This window comes from Streptomyces sp. NPDC050085 (assembly GCF_044460595.1).
In the GTDB taxonomy this organism is placed as follows: domain Bacteria; phylum Actinomycetota; class Actinomycetes; order Streptomycetales; family Streptomycetaceae; genus Streptomyces.
The window spans coordinates 861,869-883,356 of the sequence record NZ_JBITJZ010000001.1; the positions used below are offsets into that span (position 1 = coordinate 861,869).

The window sequence follows — 21,488 nt, forward strand, 5'->3', positions numbered from 1 at the left end:
TCCGTGCAGGACGGCCTGTCGATCAGTGATCTGGACGCCTGGGCACGTCGCCCCTCTGCTTACCTTCGCCGAGACCGTCTCGGCCTCGTGATGGCTGGGGTTGAGATCATCGCGCCGTCACCGGTCGTCGACTACGTGGCTTGGTACACCGAAGACTTCTTCACACGAGGGGATTGCCCGGTCAGAGCGCGGCTTTTCATTCATGAGCTGGACCTAGAACTGATCGGCTCGGTCAAGGACGCCCGGCTCATACCGCCCTTGCGCCGAGCGGTTCTGCCCACCGCGCCGGAGGCGGTCTGCTTCGTGGATGACACGCACGCCGCGGTCCATCTGTTCCTGGCGGCAGCCACCAGGGACGAGCACATGCTGGTAGCGGTCCGGATACTTCGTGCACTCGTACTCTGCGCACTCCTTGAGAACGGCTTCCCGTTCTTCCACGCGGCGTGTTTCACGCTGCGGGGAGTGGGCGTGGCTGTGGTCGGGAGGCGGACAGCCGGCAAGACGACGCTGCTGCTGCACTGCCTGGACAGCCTCGGGGCGGTACTTGTGGGCAACGACAAGTTCGCCCTCGTTCAAGACGCAGACTCGGACGCCGTGGACGCTCTTGGCTTCCCCATCCAGATCGGGATCCGTGCGGGCAGCGTGCTGGCCCTGGGCGACGGCCCACTGCGGACCTCTCTCATGCGCAGGTGGTCGCAGCGTTTCGGCGGCATCGAGGCCCACCGCGATGACCTGGAGATGCGCCTGGGGATACGTCCGCAGGAGTTGGCCGCCGCGGCGGACAGCATGGTGATGCCTCGATGCCGTCTCGGCGTGGCCATCGAACCGTACGTTGATCCAGACGCGCTCGTACCGCGTCTGGAGAGGCTCAGCGATGACGAACGCCGGACGCTGTGGACGCGCAACGTGCTGCGCCGTCCGGCCGAAGTCTTCCCCCAGCAGGCCGCCTTGGCCGGCCCGGCGAGCGAGACCGAGCTGCGGATTCCGCAGGTTCCCACGTACCGGCTGGTCCAGCCGCCGGCGGCGGGTCCGCTGACGAGCCGTGTGATCGAAGACCTAGTGTGCCGCGTGTCGGTGGATGGATGAGGACTATGCGCATTCTCGGAATCGCCAGCGATCTGCACATCGCCTCGGCCGCGCTGGTCGAGGACGGACACGTCGTGGCGGCAGCGGCGGAAGAACGTTTCACCCGGCGCAAGCACGCTCGCGACTTCCCTGCCCACGCGATCGAATACTGCCTGTCTACTGTCCCCGGCGGTCTCCGCGGCGTGGACCGGATCGCGGTGAGCACGAACCCGACGATCGACTTGAGCGTGCCCGACGGCCGCTATGCGGGACGCGCCCGCTGGCATCCCGAAGGGCTCTACTCGATACCGAACAACCTCGCCGCTGTGCTGGACGCGCCCTATCAGGGGTGCGCCACGCAAATCCTGCAGACCGCCGGTGAGCCGCTGCACATCGACTACGTCTATCACCATGATGCGCACGCGGCGAACGCCTTCTTTCTCTCACCCTTCGAGTCGGCCGCCGTCCTGACCGCCGACGGCCGAGGCGAGGACTGCACCGCGCTGCGCGCCGTCGGGAACCGCAACGCCTTCACCACGATGGACACCATCCCCTACCCCCACTCGGTAGGACTGCTCTACGGAGCGGTCACCCAATATCTGGGCTTCCGGATTGACCGGGACGAGTGGAAGGTCATGGGGCTGGCCGCCTACGGAGACCCCAACAGCACCGCCTACAAGCTGCTCCGGGACCTCATCGACTTCAAGGACGGCACGATCCGCCTCGACCTCAACTACTTCGGCTACTACCTTCGCCCCTCGCGCGGTGCCGTGAGCGAGGCGTTCGTCCACCGCTTCGGGCCATCGCGCCAGCCGGATGAACCCATCACCGCCCGGCACCATGACATCGCCGCGGCCGTCCAGCACGTGCTGGAGGACGCCCTCCACTACCTTCTCGCCGACCTGCACCAGCAAACGGGGTTGAAGAGAGTCGCGTTGGGCGGAGGGACGTTCATGAACTCCGTCTTCAACGGGAAGGTTCTGTCCTCGACGCCGTTCGACGAGGTCTTCATCTCAAGCTGCCCCGATGACAGCGGCACCTCCATCGGCGCGGCCCTGTACGCGCACTGCGTCCTGCTTGAGGCCGAGCGCGGTCCGGCAATGACGCACAACTACTACGGCCCCGCCTTTGAGCAGACCTCGATCGACGAGGCGCTGTCCCTGGCCAAGCTGCGGGCGCCGGCTGTGGACGATCCGGCCGATGCCGCCGCACACGCGCTGGCCGAGGGGAAGATCATCGGCTGGTTCCAGGGAAACATGGAACTCGGGCAGCGGGCGCTGGGCAACCGCTCCATCCTCGCCGATCCCCGCAGCGTGCACATGCGTGACCAGGTGAATGACGCGGTGAAGTTCCGTGAGCAATGGCGGCCCTTCGCTCCGGCCGTACTCGCCGAGGAGTTCGCCACCTACTTCGGCCCGCAACCGGCGGTGTACTTCATGGAGCGCACGCTGCCGGTGCGGGACGAGGCGCGGAACCTGATCCCGGCCGCGGTCCACATCGACGGCACCGCCAGACCGCAGACCGTGACCGTTGACACCAATCCGCTCTTTCACCGGCTGATCACGAGATTCCGTGACCGGACCGGTGTCGGCGCGGTCCTCAACACCTCGTTCAACCTGGCAGAGGAACCGATCGTGTGCAGCCCCCGGGACGCGATCCGCACCTTCTACTCTTCAGGGCTGGACATGCTCGTCATGGGGAATCGGGTGCTGACCAAGTGACTACGACGATGGGCGCGACGGAGCTGTCCGCCTGCCTGCACCAGTACGGACTACGAGCAAGCGGATCTGCGCGGCTGCTTCCCGGTGGGCATGTCGGACAGTCCGCCGTGGTTCCCACCGCCCAGGGGTGGCTCGTCATCAAACGGTTCAACCGGCGGTTCGACCCGGCACGCGTTCAACTCGCGGCTCAAGCACATCAGCACGCGGCCCGGGCCGGCCTCGCCCCGCCCCTGCAGCTCACGCGAGATGGCCAGCAGGCCGCCCAGGTCGACGACGCCACGTACACCGTGGCCGAGTACGTCCATCACGTGGAGCGGGCTGGGCCAGCCGCCTTCGCCTCCGCGCTCGCCGCCCTGCACCGCCACTTCGAAGGCTTCAGCCCGCAGGGCCGCTGCGAGGATTTCCTTCAACTGCCCGATCCTCCCGCAGCAGACCTGGAGCGGATCCGGCGGCAGACCGACGACGCAGCCACCCGGGAAGCGATCGACTGGCGAATCCAGGTCCTCGCGGAGTTCGGGCTCGACGCCCAGTCGCTGGCCGCCGTGCCCCGAAGCTGGGTGCACGGCGACGCACGTCCGGACAACCTGCTCATCACGCGCAGCCCGGACCGTCGCCTGTTCATCGACTTCGATCAAGTCTCCCGCTTCCCGCGGCCCTATGAGATCATCCGGGCCTTCATGGCCTGCATCAGCCCAGGGCTGTCCGCGTCCCTGCTGGGCTCTGCGTTCCGGGACTATCTGAACGCGTACCACGCCGTCACCCCGATCCCCGCAACACACCGTGCCGTCATGATCGACCTGTACGTCACCGTTCAGGCGGCGGAGACGCGCACCTTCACCACGCCCGAGGGCGAGATCCGCGGCATGCTGGCTTTCGCGCGTGCCCGCCACCAGCAGTTGACCTGGTTCGTCGAGCACTGCGGCCTCCTGCGCAGGGTCGCAGAGGAGGCTCAGCCGTGACCACCCTCGCCCTCTACGGCGGGCAGCCCATACGAACCCGCGCCTTCCAGCCCTGGCCGCAGTTCGACCAGACGGAACTCGGTGCGCTTGCCGGTGTCCTCGCCAGCCGCCGGTGGGGCGGGATCCACAGTGGATCACAGGGTGAGGTGTTCGAAAGGGCGCTTGGCGAGTACCTCGACGTGCCCTACGCGGCGGTGGTCTCGAGCGGCACGGCTGGACTGATGATCGCGCTGAGAGCCTTGGGCGTCCGGGCCGGTGACGAGGTTGTCGTCCCCGCCATGACCTATGTGGCGACGGCCACCGCCGTGTCCGTGCTCGGCGGTGTGCCGGTGTTCGCGGACATCAACCCTGATTCCCACACGGTCGACCCCTCGTCCGCGGAAGCTGCGATCAGCGAGAAGACGAAAGCGATCATTGCCGTTCACCTGGGCGGGCACCCTGCTGACATGGACCGCCTCGGGCTCATCGCTGCCGAACGCGGTGTCCCGATCGTTGAGGACTGCGCGCAGTCTCTCGGCGCGACTTGGAGCGGCGCTCACACCGGATCGCTGGGCAAGGTCGGCGTGTTCAGCTTCGCCAGTTCCAAGAACATATCCGCCGGAGAGGGCGGAGCGGTCGTCACACGAGATGGTGAACTCGCAGCACGCATCGCATCGCTACGCGATCACGGCCGCCCCCTCGGCGTCACCGGTCACCACCCCGAACTGGGCTGGAACTTGCGGCTCAGCGAGTTTCAGTCCGCCATATTGGGCGCCCAACTCGAACGCCTGGACGACCAGCTCATAGCGAAAACGAAGAGCGCAGCCTTCCTCACCGGCGCGCTGTCCAGCGTGCCAGGACTGCGGCCTGTACCCGCCGACCACGACCCACGGGTAACCAGACACGGCCGGTTCTCCCTCGCGTTCACCCTCGATCCAGAAGCATTCGGCACATCGGCCAGTTCCTTCCGCGCCGCGCTGAGAGCGGAAGGCATCCCTGTCGGTCTCCGCGACCTCATCGCGTGTCCCGACGAGCCGATTTACGCCGACGCCGCATCCCAGGACCACGCGCACTCACGGACCGTGTCGTGTACGCGGGCCCGTGCGGCCTGCACCAGGCTGGTGCTGTTCGGACAAGCCGCCGGGTCGGGCATGTTGCTCGAAGACCCGTCGGAACTCGCCGATGTCGTGCGTGCAGTGGAGAAGGTCCGCGACAACTGCGGACAACTGCGCGAAGCGGAGCATCAGCACGCCACGACCCGTGTTCCATCCGATTCCTGACCAAGGAGAAGCACATGCCCCGAGCACCATTCCAAATCCTCGTCGTACCATTCCGCCGGGTCGGCGAGCAGATTGAATTCGCTGTTCTGCGCCGCCAGGACATGGACGTCTGGCAGGCAGTCGCCGGCGGCGGTGAGTCAGGCGAGAGCCCGCATCAGGCCGCCGTCCGCGAGGCGCGTGAAGAACTCGGCCTCGACCGGACAGTCCCGCTCTATCCCCTGCAGACCACCGCCAGCATCCCGGCACGATTCTTCGCCGATCGAAACAGCTGGCCAGCGGGAACCTACGTTGTGCCTGAGTACTCGTTCGCCGCGGACCTGACCGACACCGAGATCAAGCTCTCTGACGAACACACCGCCGTCCAGTGGCTGGACTACAAGGCGGCCGGCGAGCTTCTGCGTTTCGACAGCAACCGCACAGCTCTGGGCGAGCTTCACGAGCGTCTGCTGGCCGCCGACCTGCCCCGACCGGTGGAGTAACAGTGGCCGACGCATCCTCCGAACGGCTGCGCACAGTGATAGTCGGCCAAGGCTACGTCGGCCTGCCGCTAGCCATCCGGGCAGCGCAAGTCGGCTACCAGGTCGTGGGGTTCGATACCGACGCAGACCGCGTGAAGCAGCTGCAGGCTGCGGAGTCGTTGAGCCCTGATGTGCCGGCGGAGCAGATCGCGGCGCTTCTGGCGAACGGGCTCTACTCGCCAACCACGCGCCCAGAAGACTTGGCCGGATTCGAGGTCGCAGTCATCGCGGTCCCGACGCCATTACGCGACGGCGCACCAGATCTTTCCGCGATCGAGCATGCCGGCCTGGCACTCGCGCCGCACCTTCAGCCGGGCTGTGTCATCGTCCTGGAGTCCACCACATATCCGGGAACGACTGACGATGTTCTCAGACCCGTGCTGGAAGCCGCCTCCGGGCTGCGAGCGGGCGAGGATTTCCACCTCGGTTACAGCCCCGAGCGAATCGACCCCGGTAACCGAATATGGACCTTCCAGAACACGCCGAAGATCGTCTCCGGGATAGACGATGCGTCGCTTAGAGCCGTGGGTGACTTCTACCGGAGCGTCGTCGACACTGTCGTCGAGGTCGCCTCGGTACGCGACGCCGAACTGGCGAAACTCCTGGAGAACACCTTCCGCCAAGTCAACATCGCCTTGGTCAACGAACTCGCCGTCCACGCCCAACAACTCGGCACCGATCTCTGGGCTGCACTCGATGCCGCCTCCACCAAACCATTCGGGTTCATGCGCTTCACGCCCGGCCCGGGCGTTGGCGGGCACTGCCTTCCGGTCGACCCCACCTACTTGTCCTGGCAAGTCCGGAGGCAGACAGGCCGGGTGCTGCGGCTGGTCGAGGCGGCCGACGAGGTCAACGCCGCTATGCCCGGATATATCGTGCAGCGCCTGACCGATGCCCTGAACCGGAATGGCCTGCCAGTCAACGGCTCACGCGTTCTCCTGCTCGGCATGGCCTACAAGCCCAACACCGGCGACATCCGGAACTCACCGACGATTACCATCGCCCGGCTCCTGGCCGGACACGAAGCGCACGTTGAGATCGTCGACCCGCACGTCGACGATCCGCTGGGCCTCGATGCCCGAGTGCACTATTCCCAGCTCACGGCGACCAATGCGGCGTCCTCCGACGCGGTCGTCCTGCTGACCGACCACGATGCATTCGATCTCCGGCTCATCGAGGAACACGCGCCGTACGTCTTGGACTGCCGAGCACGCCTGAGCGGCGCGAACGTCGAACGCCTGTGACCTGTCTTTACCCCGAGGACATGGACACGCCCAACTCTCTCAACAACGAGGGATATCGCCTTGAGTGACCGCCCCCTCGCGAACCTGCCGAAAGCAGACCTGCACCTCCACCTCGAGGGCGCCATGCGGCCTGGAACCCTCGCGGATCTGGCGAACACCTACGGCGAGCCGACGCCGCAGATCGGTTGCTATCGCTCGTTTGACGCGTTCCAGCACTGCTACCGAGCCGTGGTCAAGCTGATTCGAACACGAAGTGACATGCGGCGCCTGGTACGAGAGGTCGTCGAGGACGCGGCAGCCTCAGGGGCCGTCTGGATCGAGCCACATTTCAATCCGACGACCTATGCCCCCGCACTCGGCTCGGCCGAAGACGTACTTGATCTCATCTTGGACACCGGAACTGCGGCAGGCAGACCCATCGGCGTCGGTTTCGGACTCACACTCGGCGCAAGCCGCAACCGTGATCCCCGAGATGCCGTTGTCCTTGCAAGACTCGCCGCCAGGTATGCCGGCCGCGGCGTTGTGGCTTTCGGCCTTACCGGTAATGAGGCCGCCACTCCTCCGGAGGCGTTCGGTGAAGCCTTCGCCATCGCCCGGGATGCAGGACTGATCATCGCGCCGCATGCAGGGGAACTCATGGGCGGGCTGAGCATCCGCAGCACACTCGACGTATTGTCTCCCGACCGGATCGCCCATGGAATCCGCGCCGTTGAACAGCCGGCGCTTATGGAACGGCTTGCCACCGAACGGATCACCTTGGACGTGTGCCTAACGTCCAACCGCGTTCTGGGAGTCGTCAATCACATCGATGCGCATCCCCTGCTGCACCTCGTGGAAGGCGGAGTGCCATGCTCCCTGGGCTCCGATGACCCTCTGCTGCTGAATACCAGCGTGCTCGCGGAATACCAGATCGCCCGAACCCAGCTGTCAATGACGGACAGGCAACTGGCCGCGATGGCGCGCACATCAATCCAATCGTCCGGCGCGCCTGCCGATTTCATCGCACAGACCTTGACGGGAATCGAGGCTTGGATGGAAGGAGACGTCAGCGACGCCCTCGGCGCCGAAACCCCCAACAGCACCTGCCCTCAGCTTCCACACGATCCAGGTGGGGCTCTGTGACGACCAAATGCACTATCGAGTGCTGGATCGTCAACCCTGACCAGGACGTCCGCCTCCTCCAGATACCGGCCCTGGAAGGCAAGCACGAAGCGTTCTGGCAGCCGATCACCGGCGGCATCGAGGACAGCGAGACCCCGCTCCAGGCCGCCCTCCGCGAGATCCGCGAAGAGACCGGGCTGGAGCTCACCGAGATCGCCACCGACCTGACCGTCGCCATCTCCCCCGAACTGACCATCAGACACCACGTCACTTCAACCGCATCAGGCACGAGGCCAGATGCTGTCGGCTGTCACCGCGTCACCCCACGACCTTCGACCTCGCCTGCTGGCGGCTCGCCCCGATGGTAAAGATTCCCCGGACAAATTGTCCGCACTTTGCTCTCGCCGACCACTTGACACTCGTCAGTTCTTGAGAGTTGAGATTGGTCAATTTGCACCGAATTTTAGGGTAAATTCTGTCTTGTTCATATGGAGTTGAGACGTCCCAACTCCAGCCTCCGGCGTACTGGCCCTCGTCCGGGCTCTGGAGCAGGGTGCTTCTGCGTGCCCGCTCCGTTAACTCTCGGCCACTACAGACGTGGCCCGCGCGATAGTCCGTACTCTGAAGTGAGTGCCCCATCGCGAAGGGACCGATCCACCGATGAGTGAGAACCTCACGCTCGGAGACCGCCTCCGGGTAGCCCGCAGGACCCGGAAGCTATCTGTCGCGCAGTTGGCGCAGAAGGTCGCCATCTCGCCAAGCTATCTACAGAAGCTGGAGTCCGGCGCCCGGAAGGCGTCACCGTCACTGATCCTGGCACTCTCGAAAGCCACGCACTTCGGGCCCGAGGTGCTCACCGGTCAGCCCTATTATGGTGAACCCGAGGCCGAGGACGGGGTGCACGCAGTCATCCCAGAGTTGCGCCGCATCATGCTGTGCTACGACACGCCGGACGACATCGAGGTTGCGCCGCGTCCGCTTCCTGTGCTGGCGTCGGAAGTCGATCAAGTAGCGGCACTGCGCCGTGACGCCCGCTACGCCCCCATGGGGCCGCTGCTGCCGCCGATCATCACCGAACTGACCCACATTGCGCTTGGAGGGCGTGGTGACGACCGACCTCAGGCATTCTTCCACCTGGCACGCGCCTATCGGGCAGTGAATTCCCTGGCTCACAAGATGGGGCACCCAGACCTGAGCAACACCGCGTTGGAGCGCGTCCGTTGGGCGGCCCAGCATTCGGGCGATCCTCTGATGCAGTTCACATCCGGCTACCTAGTTGCCGGTGCGATGCTCCGCCAGGGCGCCTACTCGTCAGCCCGGCGCAAGCTCTTGTCTCTTCGGGAAGAGCTGGAACGCATACAACCGGAACGCTCTTTCACCAACGACGCGCTCGCCGTCGACGGTGCTCTGCTCCTGAAGCTCGCCGTGCTCGAAGCCCGCGAGAATGATCCCGAAGGCGCTATCTCTCACCTTACTGAGGCTGAGGACGTCGCCCGTATGGCAGGCAACCGTGATTCCCTCGCCTACGAGATGTCATTTGGCCCCACGAACATCCGCATCCATCAGATCCACACCTTGATCGACATGGGCGACACCGAACAAGCTCTGGCTCTGCTGTCCGAGTGGTCACCGGCCTCGGGCAGGGAGTGGTCCCCGCCGGCCACCACCGTGGGGGAACGTTCCAGCCACCACTTCATAGACGTCGCGTCGGCGAAACTCGGAGCGGGTGACCGAGCGGGGGCATTCGAGGACCTTAAGCGCGCCCGGAAGGTCGCTCCGAATCACACCCGCTTCCACCCTTCGGTGCGCGAAACCGTCTCCGCACTCCTGCGCATGGACGCCTACCCGTCCAATGAACTCTCTGCGTTCGGAAGTTGGGCTGGCTTTACCACAACGTGAGCCCGCGTCAAGGGAGTTGACGCAACAAGCCTGCGCACAACCTGTCCGCGCACCGCACCTCCAGAGTGGAATGGTCTCCTCATACTCGGTAATGAGGAGGCCGTTTCCATGTCCGACGCTAGCCATGCGGGGCAGGCCCTGCCGCCCCGCTGGATGCCCATAGGTGACGAGCCCGAGCTGTGCTCCGTTGGCCAGTGGTGGGATGCAGTGCGCGCGACAGAAGCGGTCGGGCGACGGGCCATCGAGTTCCTCACAGATGCTGGAGCCCCTGTCGGTGCCGTCATCTTGGAACCCGGCGGCCCGGAACCTCGGATGTACTTCCTCGTGCCGCTGGGGACGGCGGCGCAGTGGGAAGAGCCCGGAACCGTTCCCCTGGGCCAGTCGTGTCACGTGGTGGTCCCCCCGTCTACGGCGACCACTCCTCCGGGCTTGCACTGGCACATTTTCCCGCCCGGCCCACGGGCCCTGACTCACGCCGACCCGCTACAGAAGGCGCTCCGTAAGGCGCGCCGAGAACACCACAGCTCGGCCGACTAGTCGGCTCGGATGTCGCTGACTATCTCTCTGGTCTTACTCCTGGCCGTCGTGGTCGTGGTGTTGATGAGGAACGGCTCGTTAAAGGCCGGTCCGGGCGTGGTTGCCGTCCTGTTCGGGTTCTTCCTGGCCCGTAGTTCCGCGGCGCCGAACATCACCCGGTCTATCTCCAGCATCGCCGACATGATCGGCCAGGTCCGCTTCTGAGCCTCCCTGCTCCGTCTAATCCCCCACACACCGGAAGGTCGCAGCGCCGTGAGCGCTCTCTCGATCAAGCAGCCCACCCAGCTGCCTCGCCTGCAGGCCACGCAAGGGAGTCGCACCCTGGCCTCCCCCCATCCGTCCGACCTCGCGGCGTCCTCAATATGCCGCCTGCACCTTGGGTCATGCGTTCCAATTCAGCTCGTCTCGCCTCCGGTTCACAGCGTCCAAGTTCGGGGGGCGTCGTGCAGCTGATCTACCACCCCGCCGGCTCCGACGAACTCTTACGGGGGGCCGTGAGCGACCTACAGACGGGCAGGTGGCTGGCCACTCGTGATCTGCTAGCGCAGACCGGGCAGAACTGGGCGCTGCGTACGTCGCGCAGCCAGGTGCTCGCCGTGGCCGCCGCACCTTCGGGGGTCGTGGAGGCGTGGCTGCGCGAAGAGCCGAATCATCCGGATGCGCTCATGATGCGGGCGCGCGTCGCGGTCGAGCGAGCCCTGCGGGCGCATCGCCACCAGCACGATATGACAGCCCAGTTGGAGCGGGACGCGCGCGAAGCGGCCCAGGTCGCGGCTCGCTGTTCCCCGAAAGATCCCGTGCCGTGGGTGTGCCTCGTGGCACTGGCCCAGGCGGATGTCCGCCAACTGCGCCCGGAACACCACGTGAAGCCGCGGGAGCCGATGCTCCCCTTCGGCCCTTGGACTCTGGTGGACGAGGTCACCGCCAGGGACCCAAAGGGCAACCGGGAGGCGTTCCATCGGCTGTTGCATCTGTTGCGTGAGCAGTCGGTGTCGCTGGGCGCCATGCTCGACTTCGGGCAGTGGGTTGCTTCGTGGGCATCTGCGGGTTCACCGCTGTTGCTGTTGCCGCTGTACGCACAGGCGGAGCAGTCACGCCGGCACAGCGCCCTATCCGGTCGTGCCGATCCGTTGTGGCGGCAGTACTGGACGCACGAGCCGGTCCGCATGCATGCCCTACGCGCCTTCGAGTTCTGGTTTCGCACCGTTGATCCGCGCTGGTGCTCGGTCGCGGACCTCAGCCATCTGGCGTATGCGTTGTGGGCGGGAAACCAACAGGTAGAAGCCGCGCACGTATTCACGGCTATGGGCCCCTACGGGTCGACGTCCCCCTGGTCCTCCCTGCGCATTGATGACGGCCCCGAAGGAACCGGAGAGGCTCTGCTGCTGAAGGCGCGCCGCGAGTCCTTGGGTTTCGCCCGACGGGCCGGGCCAGCCGTACCGAAGCCGGAGCCATCCCCCGCCCTCCGACTTGGCATGCCCCTGCCGGAGTGAGGGGCCGGTCCGAACCCTATCTCCCCTATCCATTCAGCTACTTCTCGCTCTTGTGGAGGCTTTTTCATGGCAGATGACCTGCGTTCCCATCGCAGAACAACACCGATCGCCGACGACGATCTGCTGCGCCAGCTCGGCTACAAGCCGGAACTGACGCGCCGTATGGGCCCCTTTGGCAACTTCGCGATCAGCTTTTCGGTGATCTCCGTGCTCTCGGGGTGCATGACCTTATACGGGTTCGGCTTGAACACCGGTGGCCCCTCGGTGATGATGTGGGGCTGGGTCGGCGTCGGCCTCATGGTGATGCTGGTCGGCGCCGGGCTCGCGGAGATCACCTCCGTCTTTCCCACGTCGGGCGCCTTGTTCCACATGGCCGACCAGCTGGGCGGCAAACGCTGGGGCTGGTACACCGGCTGGCTCAATCTGTTAGGTCTGCTCGGGGCGATCGCCGGAATCGATTACGGGGCCGCGATGTTCAGCGGCGCCTTCCTCAATCTGCAGTTCGGATTCGAGCCGACCCCCGGCAAGATCATGGCGATCTATCTGTGCATCCTGCTGCTGCATGCAGGGTTGAACTTGTTCGGGGTCCGGCTGGTGAGCGTACTCAACAGCATCAGCGTGTGGTGGCACCTGGCCGGCGTCGCAGTGATCGTCGGCGTGCTCACGCTAGTTCCCTCGCACCACCAGTCGCCGTCGTTCGTGTTCGGCGAGTTCGTCAACAACACCGGCTGGTCGTCCCATCTGTACGTGGTGTTCATCGGGTTGCTGCTGGCGCAGTACACGTTCAGCGGGTATGACGCCTCCGCACACCTGTCGGAGGAGACCACCAATGCGCAGGTGTCCGCGGCGCGTGGGATCGTGCGCTCCATCTTCTGGTCGTGGATAGCGGGGTTCGTGCTGCTGGCCGGGCTCACCTTCTCGATCCAGGACTACGCGGCCACCCAGGCGAGTGGGACGGGGGTGCCGCCGGCGCAGATCTTCCTGGACGCGCTGGGCGAGTCCGGCGCGAAGGCCCTGCTTCTCATCGTGATCATCGCGCAGCTGTTCTGCGGGAATGCCGAGACGGCTGCTGCCTCGCGGATGGTGTACTCCTTCTCCCGCGACGGCGCGCTGCCGGGGGCGGGCTGGTGGCGGCGGGTGCACCCGCGCACCGGCACCCCGCGCCACGCCGTGTGGCTGGCCGTCATCGTGGCCGCGGTGCTCGCCGCGCCGTCCCTGTACAGCCCGACCGCGTACGCCGCCGTCACCGCGATCAACGTGATCGGGATTACCCCGGCCTATGCGATCCCCATCTTCCTGCGGGTCAAGAACCGGGCGACGTTCACGGCCGGACCGTGGAATCTGGGCCGGTGGGGGGTGCCGGTCGGGTGCATCGCGGTGGCCTGGGTGGCACTGGTGACGGTGCTGTTCTGCCTGCCGCAGTCCCGCCCGGAGCACGGCTGGGTGTCGGTGACGACGTTCAACTACGCGCCGGTGGCCCTGGGAGCGGTGTTCTTCTTCGCGTGGCTGTGGTGGCACGTCGCCGGACGCCGCCATTACGAGGTGCCCGCCCCCGTGAGCCAGGACCTGGCCAACCTGGAAGAGGAAGTCGTGTAACGGCCCCTGCTTCCAGCGCCTCCGCCGGCACCGCAGCCAAGGGGCCCTGCCTCGCCTCGGGGCCGGTAGGTGCCTCACAGCCAAGGCGTGTATCCGGTCGCCCGCGCCGCGACCCACCGCGCCGGGCCGGCCTCAATGCACGCCCCGTGCCGCCCTCGGAATGCGACGTGGTGCCGCGGCCAACTTCCGGGCCCGTTCGGCGCGTTGAGCCGCCCGACGTGACCGGCGGCACCCCTTCCCTGTCGGCCCGCTCGCGCCCCTGGTGTTCATGCAGGCCCGGACAGCGAGGGTCCACGGCCCGGTCGGCCGGGGCGAACCGGGGCTCCAGAGATCCAAGCAGGAATGGAGAGCATGTGAGTACCTCCGATACAGAGACTGTCGCTACACGTGCCGTTCTGGCCGCGCAGCCGCCGCCTGGCCGCCGCAAGATGCCGGTGGGGTCGCTGACGGTGGGGCAGCTGCGCGACCTCGCCCGTCTGGGGCAGCTGGATACGGTGCTGCTGGCGGTGCCGGACCTGCAGGGCCGGCTGAAGGGCAAGGCGTACGCGGCCGGGCATTTCGTGGAACGGGTCCTGGGGCCGGGCGCCGAGATGTGTGCCTATCTGCTGGCGACCGATGTCGACATGCGTCCGGTGGACGGGTTCGCGCTCACCTCATGGGAGGCGGGCTATCAGGATCTGCGGGTGGTCCCGGATCCGGAGACCCTGCGGATGATCCCCTGGATGCCGCGCACCGCGCTCATGCTCGGCACCGCGGTCGACGCCGCAGGGATGCCGCTGCCCGTCGCACCCCGGCAGATGCTGCGCGAGCAGCTCGACCGACTCGCCGAACACGATCTGCACGTCAAGGTGGGCGTGGAGGCGGAGTTCGTCGTCTGCCGGCAGCCCGGCGACGATGCGGGACTGGGCGGTGAGCCGGTGCCGGTGGTGGCCGAGAATCTGGACTACGCCCTGGATCATCCGCCGGCCTTGGACCGGTATCTGCGCCGGCTGCAGGCCGGGCTGCTGGGCGCCGGACGTCCTGTTGAGGCCATCAAGACCGAGGCCGCCCCCGGGCAGGTGGAGGTCACGTTCCCCTACGGGGATCCGCTCAAGGCGTGTGACGGGCATCTGCTGCTCAAGCACGCCGCCCGCCGGATCGGCGCCCGCTCGAGGCTGCTGCCGACGTTCATGGCCGCCCCGGTCACCGGGGTGGGCAGCGGCCTGCACCTCCATCTCTCGCTGTGGCGCGACGGCCGTCCGCTGGCCGCGCCAGGCGAGGGTGGCGGCGTTGCGCCGGTGGTGGGCCGGGCGATCGCGGGGCTGCTGGCGGCACTGCCGGAGCTAGCGGTGCTGTATGCGCCGAACACCAACTCCTACCGGCGGTACACGCCCGATTCGTTCGCGCCGACCCGGATGGTGTGGGGGCGCGACAACCGCACCTGCGCGGTGCGCATGGTCGGGCATGCGCACCAGTCGCACCTGGAGATCCGGGTGCCAGGCGCGGACGCCAACCCGTACCTGGCCCTGGCCGCGGTCGTCGCCGCGATCCGCCACGGACTCGAGCACGACCTGCCACTGCCGCCCGCGCACCTCGGCAGCGCCTACGCCCACCCCGAGGCACCCCGCTTTCCGCCCACCCTGAACGAGGCCGAGGCCGCCTTCCGCAGCAGCAAGGTCGCGGAGGAAACGTTCGGCAAGGCCACCATCGCGCACTACGCCCGCCTGGCGCAGATCGAGATCGAACACGCCCGCACCGCGGTGCCGGACACCGAACGGGCCCGCTGGCTCACCCGCGCCTGACCTTGGCCGCCGGGCCGGCTGTCAGTGGCTCGTGGCAGGATCCCCCACTTATCGACTACCCACCGCACCTGATTGGTGACCATGTGTTGCCGCGGGTGTGAGCGAAAGGCACTGCGCATGACCGTCCTCCCCGAGCTCCCGGAGCCGCTGCACCGGCTGGTCATCACGGTGACCGACTCCTACACGGTGCTCACCGAGCACCAGCGTCCCAGCAATATGCGCCCGTCGGTCTGGGAGATCCAAGGCCCTGGCCAGCAGCGGTGGTTCGCGAAAGAACACGTGGGACCCAAATTGCACGGCCGGGAAGTGGACGCGTACACGAACTGGACGTATCTGCTCGGTGACGGCCGCGCCCCGCAGCTGGCCGCCGCCGACCCCGCCACGCGGACGGTCGTCATCACCGCGGTGCCCGGGCACAGTCTGGACGATCTGCGGCTGCCGGCCGCCGAGGAACGCGAGGCGTACCGGCAGGCCGGAGCGCTTCTGGCGCGGCTGCACGCCGCCGTCGACGCGCCGGCCGCGTACGAGACCACGCCCGTCACGGATCCGGCGGCGTGGACAAACAGTGTGGAGCGCCTGCTGAACGCGGCGGCGCCGCACCTGCCGGCGGCGGATGTGTCCCTGCTGCGCGCCCTGCTCGGTCGCGTGCCGCCGCAGCAGCCGCTCGCGCTGACCCACGGGGACTACATGCCGAAGAACTGGCTGTGGGACTCGGCCGAACAGTTTCTGCGGATCATTGATTTCGAGCGGACCTGCCGTGATGTGCCGGCCCGGATCGACTTCGCCCGGCTCACCTTCCGCCGGCTGCGGCAGCGCCCCGATCTGGAGAACGCCTTCTGGTCCGGGTTCGGGCGCTCGCTCAGTGACGAGGAAGAGCTCGCCTGCCGCGTGCACGCCGCCGTCGATGCCCTCGACTCGCTGGTGTGGGGCATCGAGCACCACGACCTTGGCCTGGTCGAGGAGGCGCACACGATGGTGGAAAACCTCCGCCACGTCCACGCCCGGCACCTGTGGGCTGGAGGCGTCGCATGAACGACGACCCGAACCCGCTGGCCCGGCACGCGTCCGCGTCCGCGTCCGCGTCCGCTGCCTCGATGGCGGCCCCCTCGGGCGGTGTCGGCCCCGACGGTGTCGTGATGGCCGAGGTGCTGGCCGAGCAGTACGGGATGGACGTGATCGGCTGTGCGCCTGTGGCGATGGGCACACAGACCGTCAACCGGGTCGTTGAACTCGACGGCGGACACAGGGTGTTCGTCAAGGAATACCGCACGCTCGAGGAGGCGGACCGCGCCTGGGCGGCGTGGGAGATGTCGGAGTACTGTGCGCGGCACCGGTTGCCGGTGCCGCGCGTGGTCCTCAACCAGGACGGTGTCCTGGTGACGCGCGCGGCCGGCACCGTGTGGGTGGTCACCGAGCTGGCCGACGGACGGGTCGCCGACACTCCGATGACCCCGGCCTCGGCGGAGGCCATCGGGGCCGCGCTGGGGCGCATGCACCGGATCCTGGCCGGCTACCCCGCCGCAGCCCGCACCCGGCACACCCGCTGGCGCACCGGCGAGGTCGACGTCATGCTGCGCAAAGTGGAGCGGGTCCGCCAGCGGGCCACCGCCCAACTCGAGCCACGCCTGCACCAGTTGCGCCAGGACCTCGACCAGCGGTGTGAGGACGTCCGCGCGCACGTGCCGCGGCTGCGCGCACAGCTGCACTCCCGGCTGACGGTGCAGCCCACGCACGCCGACTTCGCGCGCACCAACCTGCTCCTGGACGGCGACCGACTGACCGCGGTGATCGACTTTCAGGCCGAGAACGGGGTGCTGGCCTGGGAGTTGGGCAGGATCGCGTTCGATCCGCGCACCGTCACCCACGGCCTGCACTGGGTGCAGTGCGCACTGCGGCTGATCGAGGCGTACCGGGCCGAGAACCCGTACCTGGCCGGTCGGGAGGTGCGCGCGTGCGCGCGGATCGTCCTGCTGTACCTGTTGATGAGCCTGTACGGGGCGACGACCCGCGAGTACCAGCTGCCCGCGGCGGCGGCCGAGGACCTGTGCCGGTACTGGGACGAGCGGCAGGTCACCATCCGGCGGATGATCGCCCAGCTCGATGAGATCGAGGATGCCCTCGGCGCCACCGAGCGCGGGAGGCGGCGATGACGAGTCTCACCGCGCCGGGGCGGCTGGCGGACGATCCGGTCTATGGCGCCTGCCTGTTCGTGGTGATCGATTTCGAGGGCACCACGCCGGCCGGCGCTCCGCCGGAGCCGACTGAGGTGGCCGCCCTCGCTCTGCGCCATCGTCCCGGACGTGGGCCGTGGCCGACCGGCTGGCAGTTCCAGGCGCTGATCAAGCCGCCCGCGCACGCCGTTATCACCGAGGCGGACGTGCGCCAGACCGGGATCACCCCCGCCATGGTCGCCACCGCCCCGCCCGCGCGGGAGATGCTGCACCGCCTGGAGACCACCCTGCCGATCACGGACGGCGAAGACGGGGGCGGGGTGCTGCTGGTGGCGCACCACGCCAGTGTCGAGGCGAACTTCCTTGACCGTTACCGCACCGCGTGCCCGCGCCTGGCCCGCACCCGCCTGATCGACACCCGCCTACTGGCCCGCCATCTGCTGCCCGACGCGCCCTCCTACACGCTCGACGCGCTGCTGCACGCGGCCGGGATCGGCCGGCCCGCCGACCGTCACCGGGCCCTGCCCGATGTCGCCGTCACCGCCGAGCTGTTCGCCCATCTGCTCACCGTCGCGGCCAGCACCCGGCACGTGCGCTGCATGGCGGATCTGCTGCGGATCGCGGCGCGCACACCGCGCTCCGCCCGCCCCACCCAGCTGTCCCTGACCCACTCGTGAAGGAGGCACCGTTCATGCCCCGTGCCCTCACCCCGCCCGCTGCGGGGCCACTCCTGTCGCCGGCCGCGTACGCGCGCTCTCGCCATGCGGCCTGGCTCGGTGCCGCCGCCCTGTTCACCAACGCCGCCGACGACATCCTGCTGGTGGAGCCGTCCTATGCCCGCCACTGGCTGCTGCCCGGCGGCGCCGTGGAGCCCGGGGAGTTCCCCCGCCAGGGCGCCGAACGGGAAGTGGCGGAGGAGATCGGCCTGTCCCTCCCGCTGGCCCGGGTCCTGGCCGTGGACTGGGAGATCCCCGCGGCCGGCACACCGTCCAGAGAAAGGGCGTTCCCTGGCGAGCAGCACACCGTCTTCGACGGCGGCACCCTCACCGACGCCGACATCGCCCGGCTGCGCCCCGCCGCCGGCGAAATCAGCACGATCAGGTTCTTTCCTCCCGAACAGGCCGCCGCCCGCATGCGGAGCCACGATGCGCGGCGCATGCTCGCCGCCTACCGGGCCCGCACCGAGGGGGGTGCTCCGGTCCTGCTGGAGAACGCGCTGGCGCCGCGCGTCTTCGAACAGCTCGAGGCCGCCAGCCCGTTCGTGCCCGTGCACTGCCAGCAGTGGCCCTGGACTCCGGCCGACGAACTGCCCGAGCAGCTGCCCGTGCGCCAGTCCTGGGGCTGGCTGCTGCACCCTCATGACGGGCGGTGCGTCGTCCTCCTGGATGAGCAGGACCACCTTCCCCTGCTGCCCGGCGGCACCATCGAAGCCGACCTGGATCACAGCGATCCTTATGCGGCCCTCGTCCGGGAGGCCGCTGAGGAAGCCCAGCTCGCGATTGGCCCCGGCCAGCTGCTGGGGTACGTCTTCGACGCCGACGGCACCTTCTACGGCGGCATGGGACCTTGTGTTAGGGCACGCCTGGCAGCCCCTCTCACCCACATCGGTGCCGCCGCCGCAGACCCCTCCACCGGACGCCGCCTGGTGCGCCTGCTCGCTCCGCCGCACCAGGCTGTCGACCTGCTCGGCTGGGGCGACGGCGCACACGGCCAAGCCGAGGCCGCGCTGCGGGCTGCCCGCGACCTGTGGGGGATCCGCCCGGCCGCGCACGCGCCCGTCGAGCTGATCCCCGCCGAGGGAGTGCGGCTGTGAACCGCCCCGCCACAACTGCCCCCGCCGCTAAGGCGACGGCGCTCGCCCCGCTGCCGGAGCCGATCGCCGCCTGGGCGCGGGCGCACCTGGGCGACCTTGTCCCCTGGGTGCTGCCGCTCGGGGTGGACGGGGTGCCGTCCTGGCGCGCCTCGGCCGGTGGCCGCGGCCTGGTCGACATCCGGTGGGCGCGCACCGACGAGGGATTTCGCCGCGAGGTGTTCGCGCACCGCCGAGCGGTGCCGCTGCTGCACACCGAGCAGGCCCCCCGGCTGCTGGCCGCCGAGCCACGCCTGCGCACCCTGCTGGTTCTTCAGCCCCGCGCGCAGCGCGTGGCCGGCTCTCCTCTGGCCACAGTGCCCCGCATCCATGAGCAGGCCGGGCGGCTGCTGCGCGCCTGGCATCTGCTCGGCGACCATCTCGAGCAGGGCGCCGACACCGCCGCCCGCCACGTCCGGCAGTACACGGACCGCCACGCCCGGCTGCTGGACGAGCCGTTCACCGCCTGGCTCGGGCCCGGCGACAGCATGACCATCCACGACTGCATCCGTGAACTCACCCAGCACGCACCCCAGTTGCCGCACGCCTACGCGCACGGCGTGTTCGGGCCGGCCGTATGGCAGTGGGCCGTCCCCGAGACGCTCACCTTCACCCACTTCGGCCAGGCCCGGCTGCTGCCCGCCGTCCTCGACTTCGCCCGCCCCGCCCTGCTGTGGGCCGACGAACCCGACCTCGCCGACGCGTTCACCCGCGGATTCGGGCGCCCGCTCATCGCAGCGGAACGCAGCGTACTCGCCGCCGTGTCCGTACTGGCCGCCCTCGACGACCTCCACCACGCCCTGCACATCCACAACGACGAAGCCCGCCGCCACGCCCGCGAACACCTGCGGCTCGCCGTGCGCCGCTACTGCACCTGGCACGCGCCAGCCCCCAGCGCCGGCCCGGACAAAGCCAGTCAGTCCGCGGCAGCCGGCCCCTGCGATCCCGGAGGCAAAGCGTGACCACACTCCACACGCTCACCACCGCCGCTGCCGCCCCGGACGCATCGAGCACCACGCCATCCCGCCCCACAACGGACACGGCGGGCACCGCGGACAAAACCTTCGAGGCGGCCCGCGCCACCTTGGCCCGGCATCTGTATGCGGTGCGCCGCCGCGCCCGGCTCACCATCGCCGACCTCGCCCAGCGGGCCGACTGGGAGATGTCGCGGGTGCGGGCGTACGAACGGGGCACCGCCCCCTACTACCCCTACCCCGACATGCAGATGTGGGCCCGGATCTGCCGCCTGGACGGCACAGCCCACCAACTCCTGCGGGAAACGGCCGATCTGGAACGGCTCGCCTTCCTGGAGCGGCGCGTGCCGGGCACGATCGCCCCGCCGTCGGTGTGGAACGACGTCTACCGGCTGCGGATCTACGCCCCCACCCAGGTCCCCGGCCCCGTGCGGCTGCCCGCATATCACCAGCTGCTACCCGCCGATCCCGGCTGGGACGACGGGCTGCACGTCCCCGACGGACTGCCGGTAACGGCGCTGCTGGAGGAGGCCGCCCTCCTCCACCCGGTCGGCAGCGACACCGTACGCGCCGAGCAGATCCAGCACCTGGCCCAGCTCGCCGAGTCCCCCGACCACGCGATCACAGTGCGGGTCATTCCCCACATTCCCCACCGGCCGCCCCTCGACCTGCCGGGGCCCGCGTTCACACTCCTGGACGGACTCGGTGTGTCCCTCTCCCCCAGTGCCGTGCCCGTGCTGCTCACCGAGCCGACCCTGACCGCCCCCTACCTCGCCGACTTCGCCCGCCTGAACCGGCTCGCCCTGACCGGCGCCGACGCCGCCCGCTACCTCGAACACCTCCAGTACATCCGGTAGTCGAGTCGACCATGAAAGGTCTGTCCATGCGCACCGCCCGCTGGCCCGCCCTGGCCGCTGTTGCCGCCATCGGCCTCGCCCACCTTGCCGCCGGTGAGCGCCAGCACCGTCAGCGGCTGCGGCTCGACGGCGCCCGTCTTCACCAGCAGCTCCTCGCCGACCAGATCACCCATCCCGAACTCGCGGTCCTGTGGGGCCGGTTGAGCGACCTCGGCGAGGACGGGCATCGTCTGGACGTGCACCGCGAGCAGTGGATACGCCTCCGGGAAGCGCTGTTCAGCACCCGCTGCCTGACCGAGGCGGGCCTGCGCACCGCCGCCCGCGCGTTCTTCGCCGCGCCCGCCAATCAGCAGTGGTGGGACCGGGTCCGCGAGGACCGCGCGGAGATGGCCACCGAGCGTGCCGCACGCCGCTTCCACTGCCTGCTGGACACCGGCTACCAGGACGAGAGCGGAACGCTGTAA

Annotated in this window: 20 protein-coding genes; all 20 read left to right on the forward strand. The window is 68.4% G+C overall.

From position 1 onward, the window contains the following. The first annotated feature begins 3 nt into the window (after positions 1-3). The 20 genes from ACIBUY_RS03485 to ACIBUY_RS03580 all read left to right on the forward strand — a co-directional run bounded on the left by ACIBUY_RS03485 (position 4) and on the right by ACIBUY_RS03580 (position 21,488). Positions 4-1,086 (forward strand): hypothetical protein, encoded by a 1,083-nt coding sequence (locus tag ACIBUY_RS03485; RefSeq protein WP_365577744.1) that lies wholly within the window; start codon positions 4-6, stop codon positions 1,084-1,086. Between the two features lie 5 nt (positions 1,087-1,091). Beyond that, positions 1,092-2,786, forward strand: coding sequence for a carbamoyltransferase (locus tag ACIBUY_RS03490; RefSeq protein WP_399151581.1), 1,695 nt, complete (start codon positions 1,092-1,094; stop codon positions 2,784-2,786). 107 nt (positions 2,787-2,893) lie between these two features. After that, positions 2,894-3,745 (forward strand): phosphotransferase, encoded by an 852-nt coding sequence (locus ACIBUY_RS03495; protein ID WP_399151582.1) that lies wholly within the window; start codon positions 2,894-2,896, stop codon positions 3,743-3,745. After that, positions 3,742-5,004 carry a DegT/DnrJ/EryC1/StrS family aminotransferase gene (locus ACIBUY_RS03500; protein WP_399151583.1) on the forward strand — a complete coding sequence of 421 codons (1,263 nt, stop codon included), beginning with the start codon at positions 3,742-3,744 and terminating at the stop codon, positions 5,002-5,004. Before ACIBUY_RS03495 ends, ACIBUY_RS03500 begins: the two co-directional genes overlap by 4 nt. A 14-nt stretch (positions 5,005-5,018) precedes the next feature. Continuing rightward, on the forward strand, positions 5,019-5,483 hold the full coding sequence (locus ACIBUY_RS03505) for an NUDIX pyrophosphatase (protein ID WP_399151584.1): 465 nt from the start codon (positions 5,019-5,021) through the stop codon (positions 5,481-5,483). Between the two features lie 2 nt (positions 5,484-5,485). Further along, positions 5,486-6,766 (forward strand): nucleotide sugar dehydrogenase, encoded by a 1,281-nt coding sequence (locus ACIBUY_RS03510; protein WP_365577755.1) that lies wholly within the window; start codon positions 5,486-5,488, stop codon positions 6,764-6,766. Between the two features lie 60 nt (positions 6,767-6,826). Beyond that, a complete protein-coding gene (add, locus tag ACIBUY_RS03515; protein ID WP_399151585.1) occupies positions 6,827-7,888 on the forward strand; it encodes an adenosine deaminase in 1,062 nt (353 codons plus the stop codon). Continuing rightward, on the forward strand, positions 7,885-8,235 hold the full coding sequence (locus ACIBUY_RS03520) for an NUDIX domain-containing protein (protein WP_399151586.1): 351 nt from the start codon (positions 7,885-7,887) through the stop codon (positions 8,233-8,235). The genes add and ACIBUY_RS03520 overlap by 4 nt, the downstream gene beginning before the upstream one ends. A 292-nt stretch (positions 8,236-8,527) precedes the next feature. Next, positions 8,528-9,766 carry a helix-turn-helix domain-containing protein gene (locus ACIBUY_RS03525; protein WP_399151587.1) on the forward strand — a complete coding sequence of 413 codons (1,239 nt, stop codon included), beginning with the start codon at positions 8,528-8,530 and terminating at the stop codon, positions 9,764-9,766. 546 nt (positions 9,767-10,312) lie between these two features. Beyond that, entirely contained in the window at positions 10,313-10,507 is a 195-nt protein-coding gene (locus ACIBUY_RS03530; protein ID WP_365577763.1) for a hypothetical protein, read from the forward strand. A 239-nt stretch (positions 10,508-10,746) separates the two neighbouring features. Continuing rightward, positions 10,747-11,796, forward strand: a complete 1,050-nt coding sequence (locus ACIBUY_RS03535; protein WP_365577765.1) for a hypothetical protein — start codon at positions 10,747-10,749, stop codon at positions 11,794-11,796. A 66-nt stretch (positions 11,797-11,862) separates the two neighbouring features. Next, positions 11,863-13,392, forward strand: a complete 1,530-nt coding sequence (locus ACIBUY_RS03540; RefSeq protein ID WP_399151588.1) for an amino acid permease — start codon at positions 11,863-11,865, stop codon at positions 13,390-13,392. Between the two features lie 428 nt (positions 13,393-13,820). Continuing rightward, positions 13,821-15,173 (forward strand): glutamine synthetase family protein, encoded by a 1,353-nt coding sequence (locus ACIBUY_RS03545; RefSeq protein WP_399151589.1) that lies wholly within the window; start codon positions 13,821-13,823, stop codon positions 15,171-15,173. A 117-nt stretch (positions 15,174-15,290) separates the two neighbouring features. After that, the gene (locus tag ACIBUY_RS03550) at positions 15,291-16,205 is read left to right on the forward strand and encodes an aminoglycoside phosphotransferase family protein (protein ID WP_365577771.1); all 915 of its coding nucleotides are present in this window, start codon (positions 15,291-15,293) and stop codon (positions 16,203-16,205) included. Next, complete coding sequence (locus ACIBUY_RS03555) at positions 16,202-17,323, forward strand: phosphotransferase enzyme family protein (protein WP_399151590.1); 1,122 nt, start codon at positions 16,202-16,204, stop codon at positions 17,321-17,323. Before ACIBUY_RS03550 ends, ACIBUY_RS03555 begins: the two co-directional genes overlap by 4 nt. Further along, on the forward strand, positions 17,320-18,021 hold the full coding sequence (locus tag ACIBUY_RS03560; RefSeq protein ID WP_365577775.1) for a 3'-5' exonuclease: 702 nt from the start codon (positions 17,320-17,322) through the stop codon (positions 18,019-18,021). Before ACIBUY_RS03555 ends, ACIBUY_RS03560 begins: the two co-directional genes overlap by 4 nt. A 14-nt stretch (positions 18,022-18,035) precedes the next feature. Beyond that, the gene (locus tag ACIBUY_RS03565) at positions 18,036-19,157 is read left to right on the forward strand and encodes an NUDIX domain-containing protein (RefSeq protein WP_365577777.1); all 1,122 of its coding nucleotides are present in this window, start codon (positions 18,036-18,038) and stop codon (positions 19,155-19,157) included. Beyond that, positions 19,154-20,155 carry a hypothetical protein gene (locus ACIBUY_RS03570; RefSeq protein WP_399151591.1) on the forward strand — a complete coding sequence of 334 codons (1,002 nt, stop codon included), beginning with the start codon at positions 19,154-19,156 and terminating at the stop codon, positions 20,153-20,155. Before ACIBUY_RS03565 ends, ACIBUY_RS03570 begins: the two co-directional genes overlap by 4 nt. Beyond that, a complete protein-coding gene (locus ACIBUY_RS03575) occupies positions 20,152-21,024 on the forward strand; it encodes a Scr1 family TA system antitoxin-like transcriptional regulator (RefSeq protein WP_399151592.1) in 873 nt (290 codons plus the stop codon). Before ACIBUY_RS03570 ends, ACIBUY_RS03575 begins: the two co-directional genes overlap by 4 nt. Before the next feature lie 26 nt (positions 21,025-21,050). Then, a complete protein-coding gene (locus ACIBUY_RS03580; RefSeq protein WP_399151593.1) occupies positions 21,051-21,488 on the forward strand; it encodes a DUF6082 family protein in 438 nt (145 codons plus the stop codon).

Bases quoted from the DNA above. Each gene is read 5' to 3' on its own strand.
- ACIBUY_RS03580 (WP_399151593.1), top strand. From the start codon at position 21,051: ATGCGCACCGCCCGCTGGCCCGCCCTGGCCGCTGTTGCCGCCATCGGC.
- ACIBUY_RS03505 (WP_399151584.1), top strand. From the start codon at position 5,019: ATGCCCCGAGCACCATTCCAAATCCTCGTCGTACCATTCCGCCGGGTC.
- ACIBUY_RS03490 (WP_399151581.1), top strand. From the start codon at position 1,092: ATGCGCATTCTCGGAATCGCCAGCGATCTGCACATCGCCTCGGCCGCG.
- ACIBUY_RS03540 (WP_399151588.1), top strand. From the start codon at position 11,863: ATGGCAGATGACCTGCGTTCCCATCGCAGAACAACACCGATCGCCGAC.
- ACIBUY_RS03550 (WP_365577771.1), top strand. From the start codon at position 15,291: ATGACCGTCCTCCCCGAGCTCCCGGAGCCGCTGCACCGGCTGGTCATC.
- ACIBUY_RS03530 (WP_365577763.1), top strand. From the start codon at position 10,313: ATGTCGCTGACTATCTCTCTGGTCTTACTCCTGGCCGTCGTGGTCGTG.
- ACIBUY_RS03555 (WP_399151590.1), top strand. From the start codon at position 16,202: ATGAACGACGACCCGAACCCGCTGGCCCGGCACGCGTCCGCGTCCGCG.
- ACIBUY_RS03560 (WP_365577775.1), top strand. From the start codon at position 17,320: ATGACGAGTCTCACCGCGCCGGGGCGGCTGGCGGACGATCCGGTCTAT.
- ACIBUY_RS03525 (WP_399151587.1), top strand. From the start codon at position 8,528: ATGAGTGAGAACCTCACGCTCGGAGACCGCCTCCGGGTAGCCCGCAGG.
- ACIBUY_RS03545 (WP_399151589.1), top strand. From the start codon at position 13,821: ATGCCGGTGGGGTCGCTGACGGTGGGGCAGCTGCGCGACCTCGCCCGT.
- ACIBUY_RS03565 (WP_365577777.1), top strand. From the start codon at position 18,036: ATGCCCCGTGCCCTCACCCCGCCCGCTGCGGGGCCACTCCTGTCGCCG.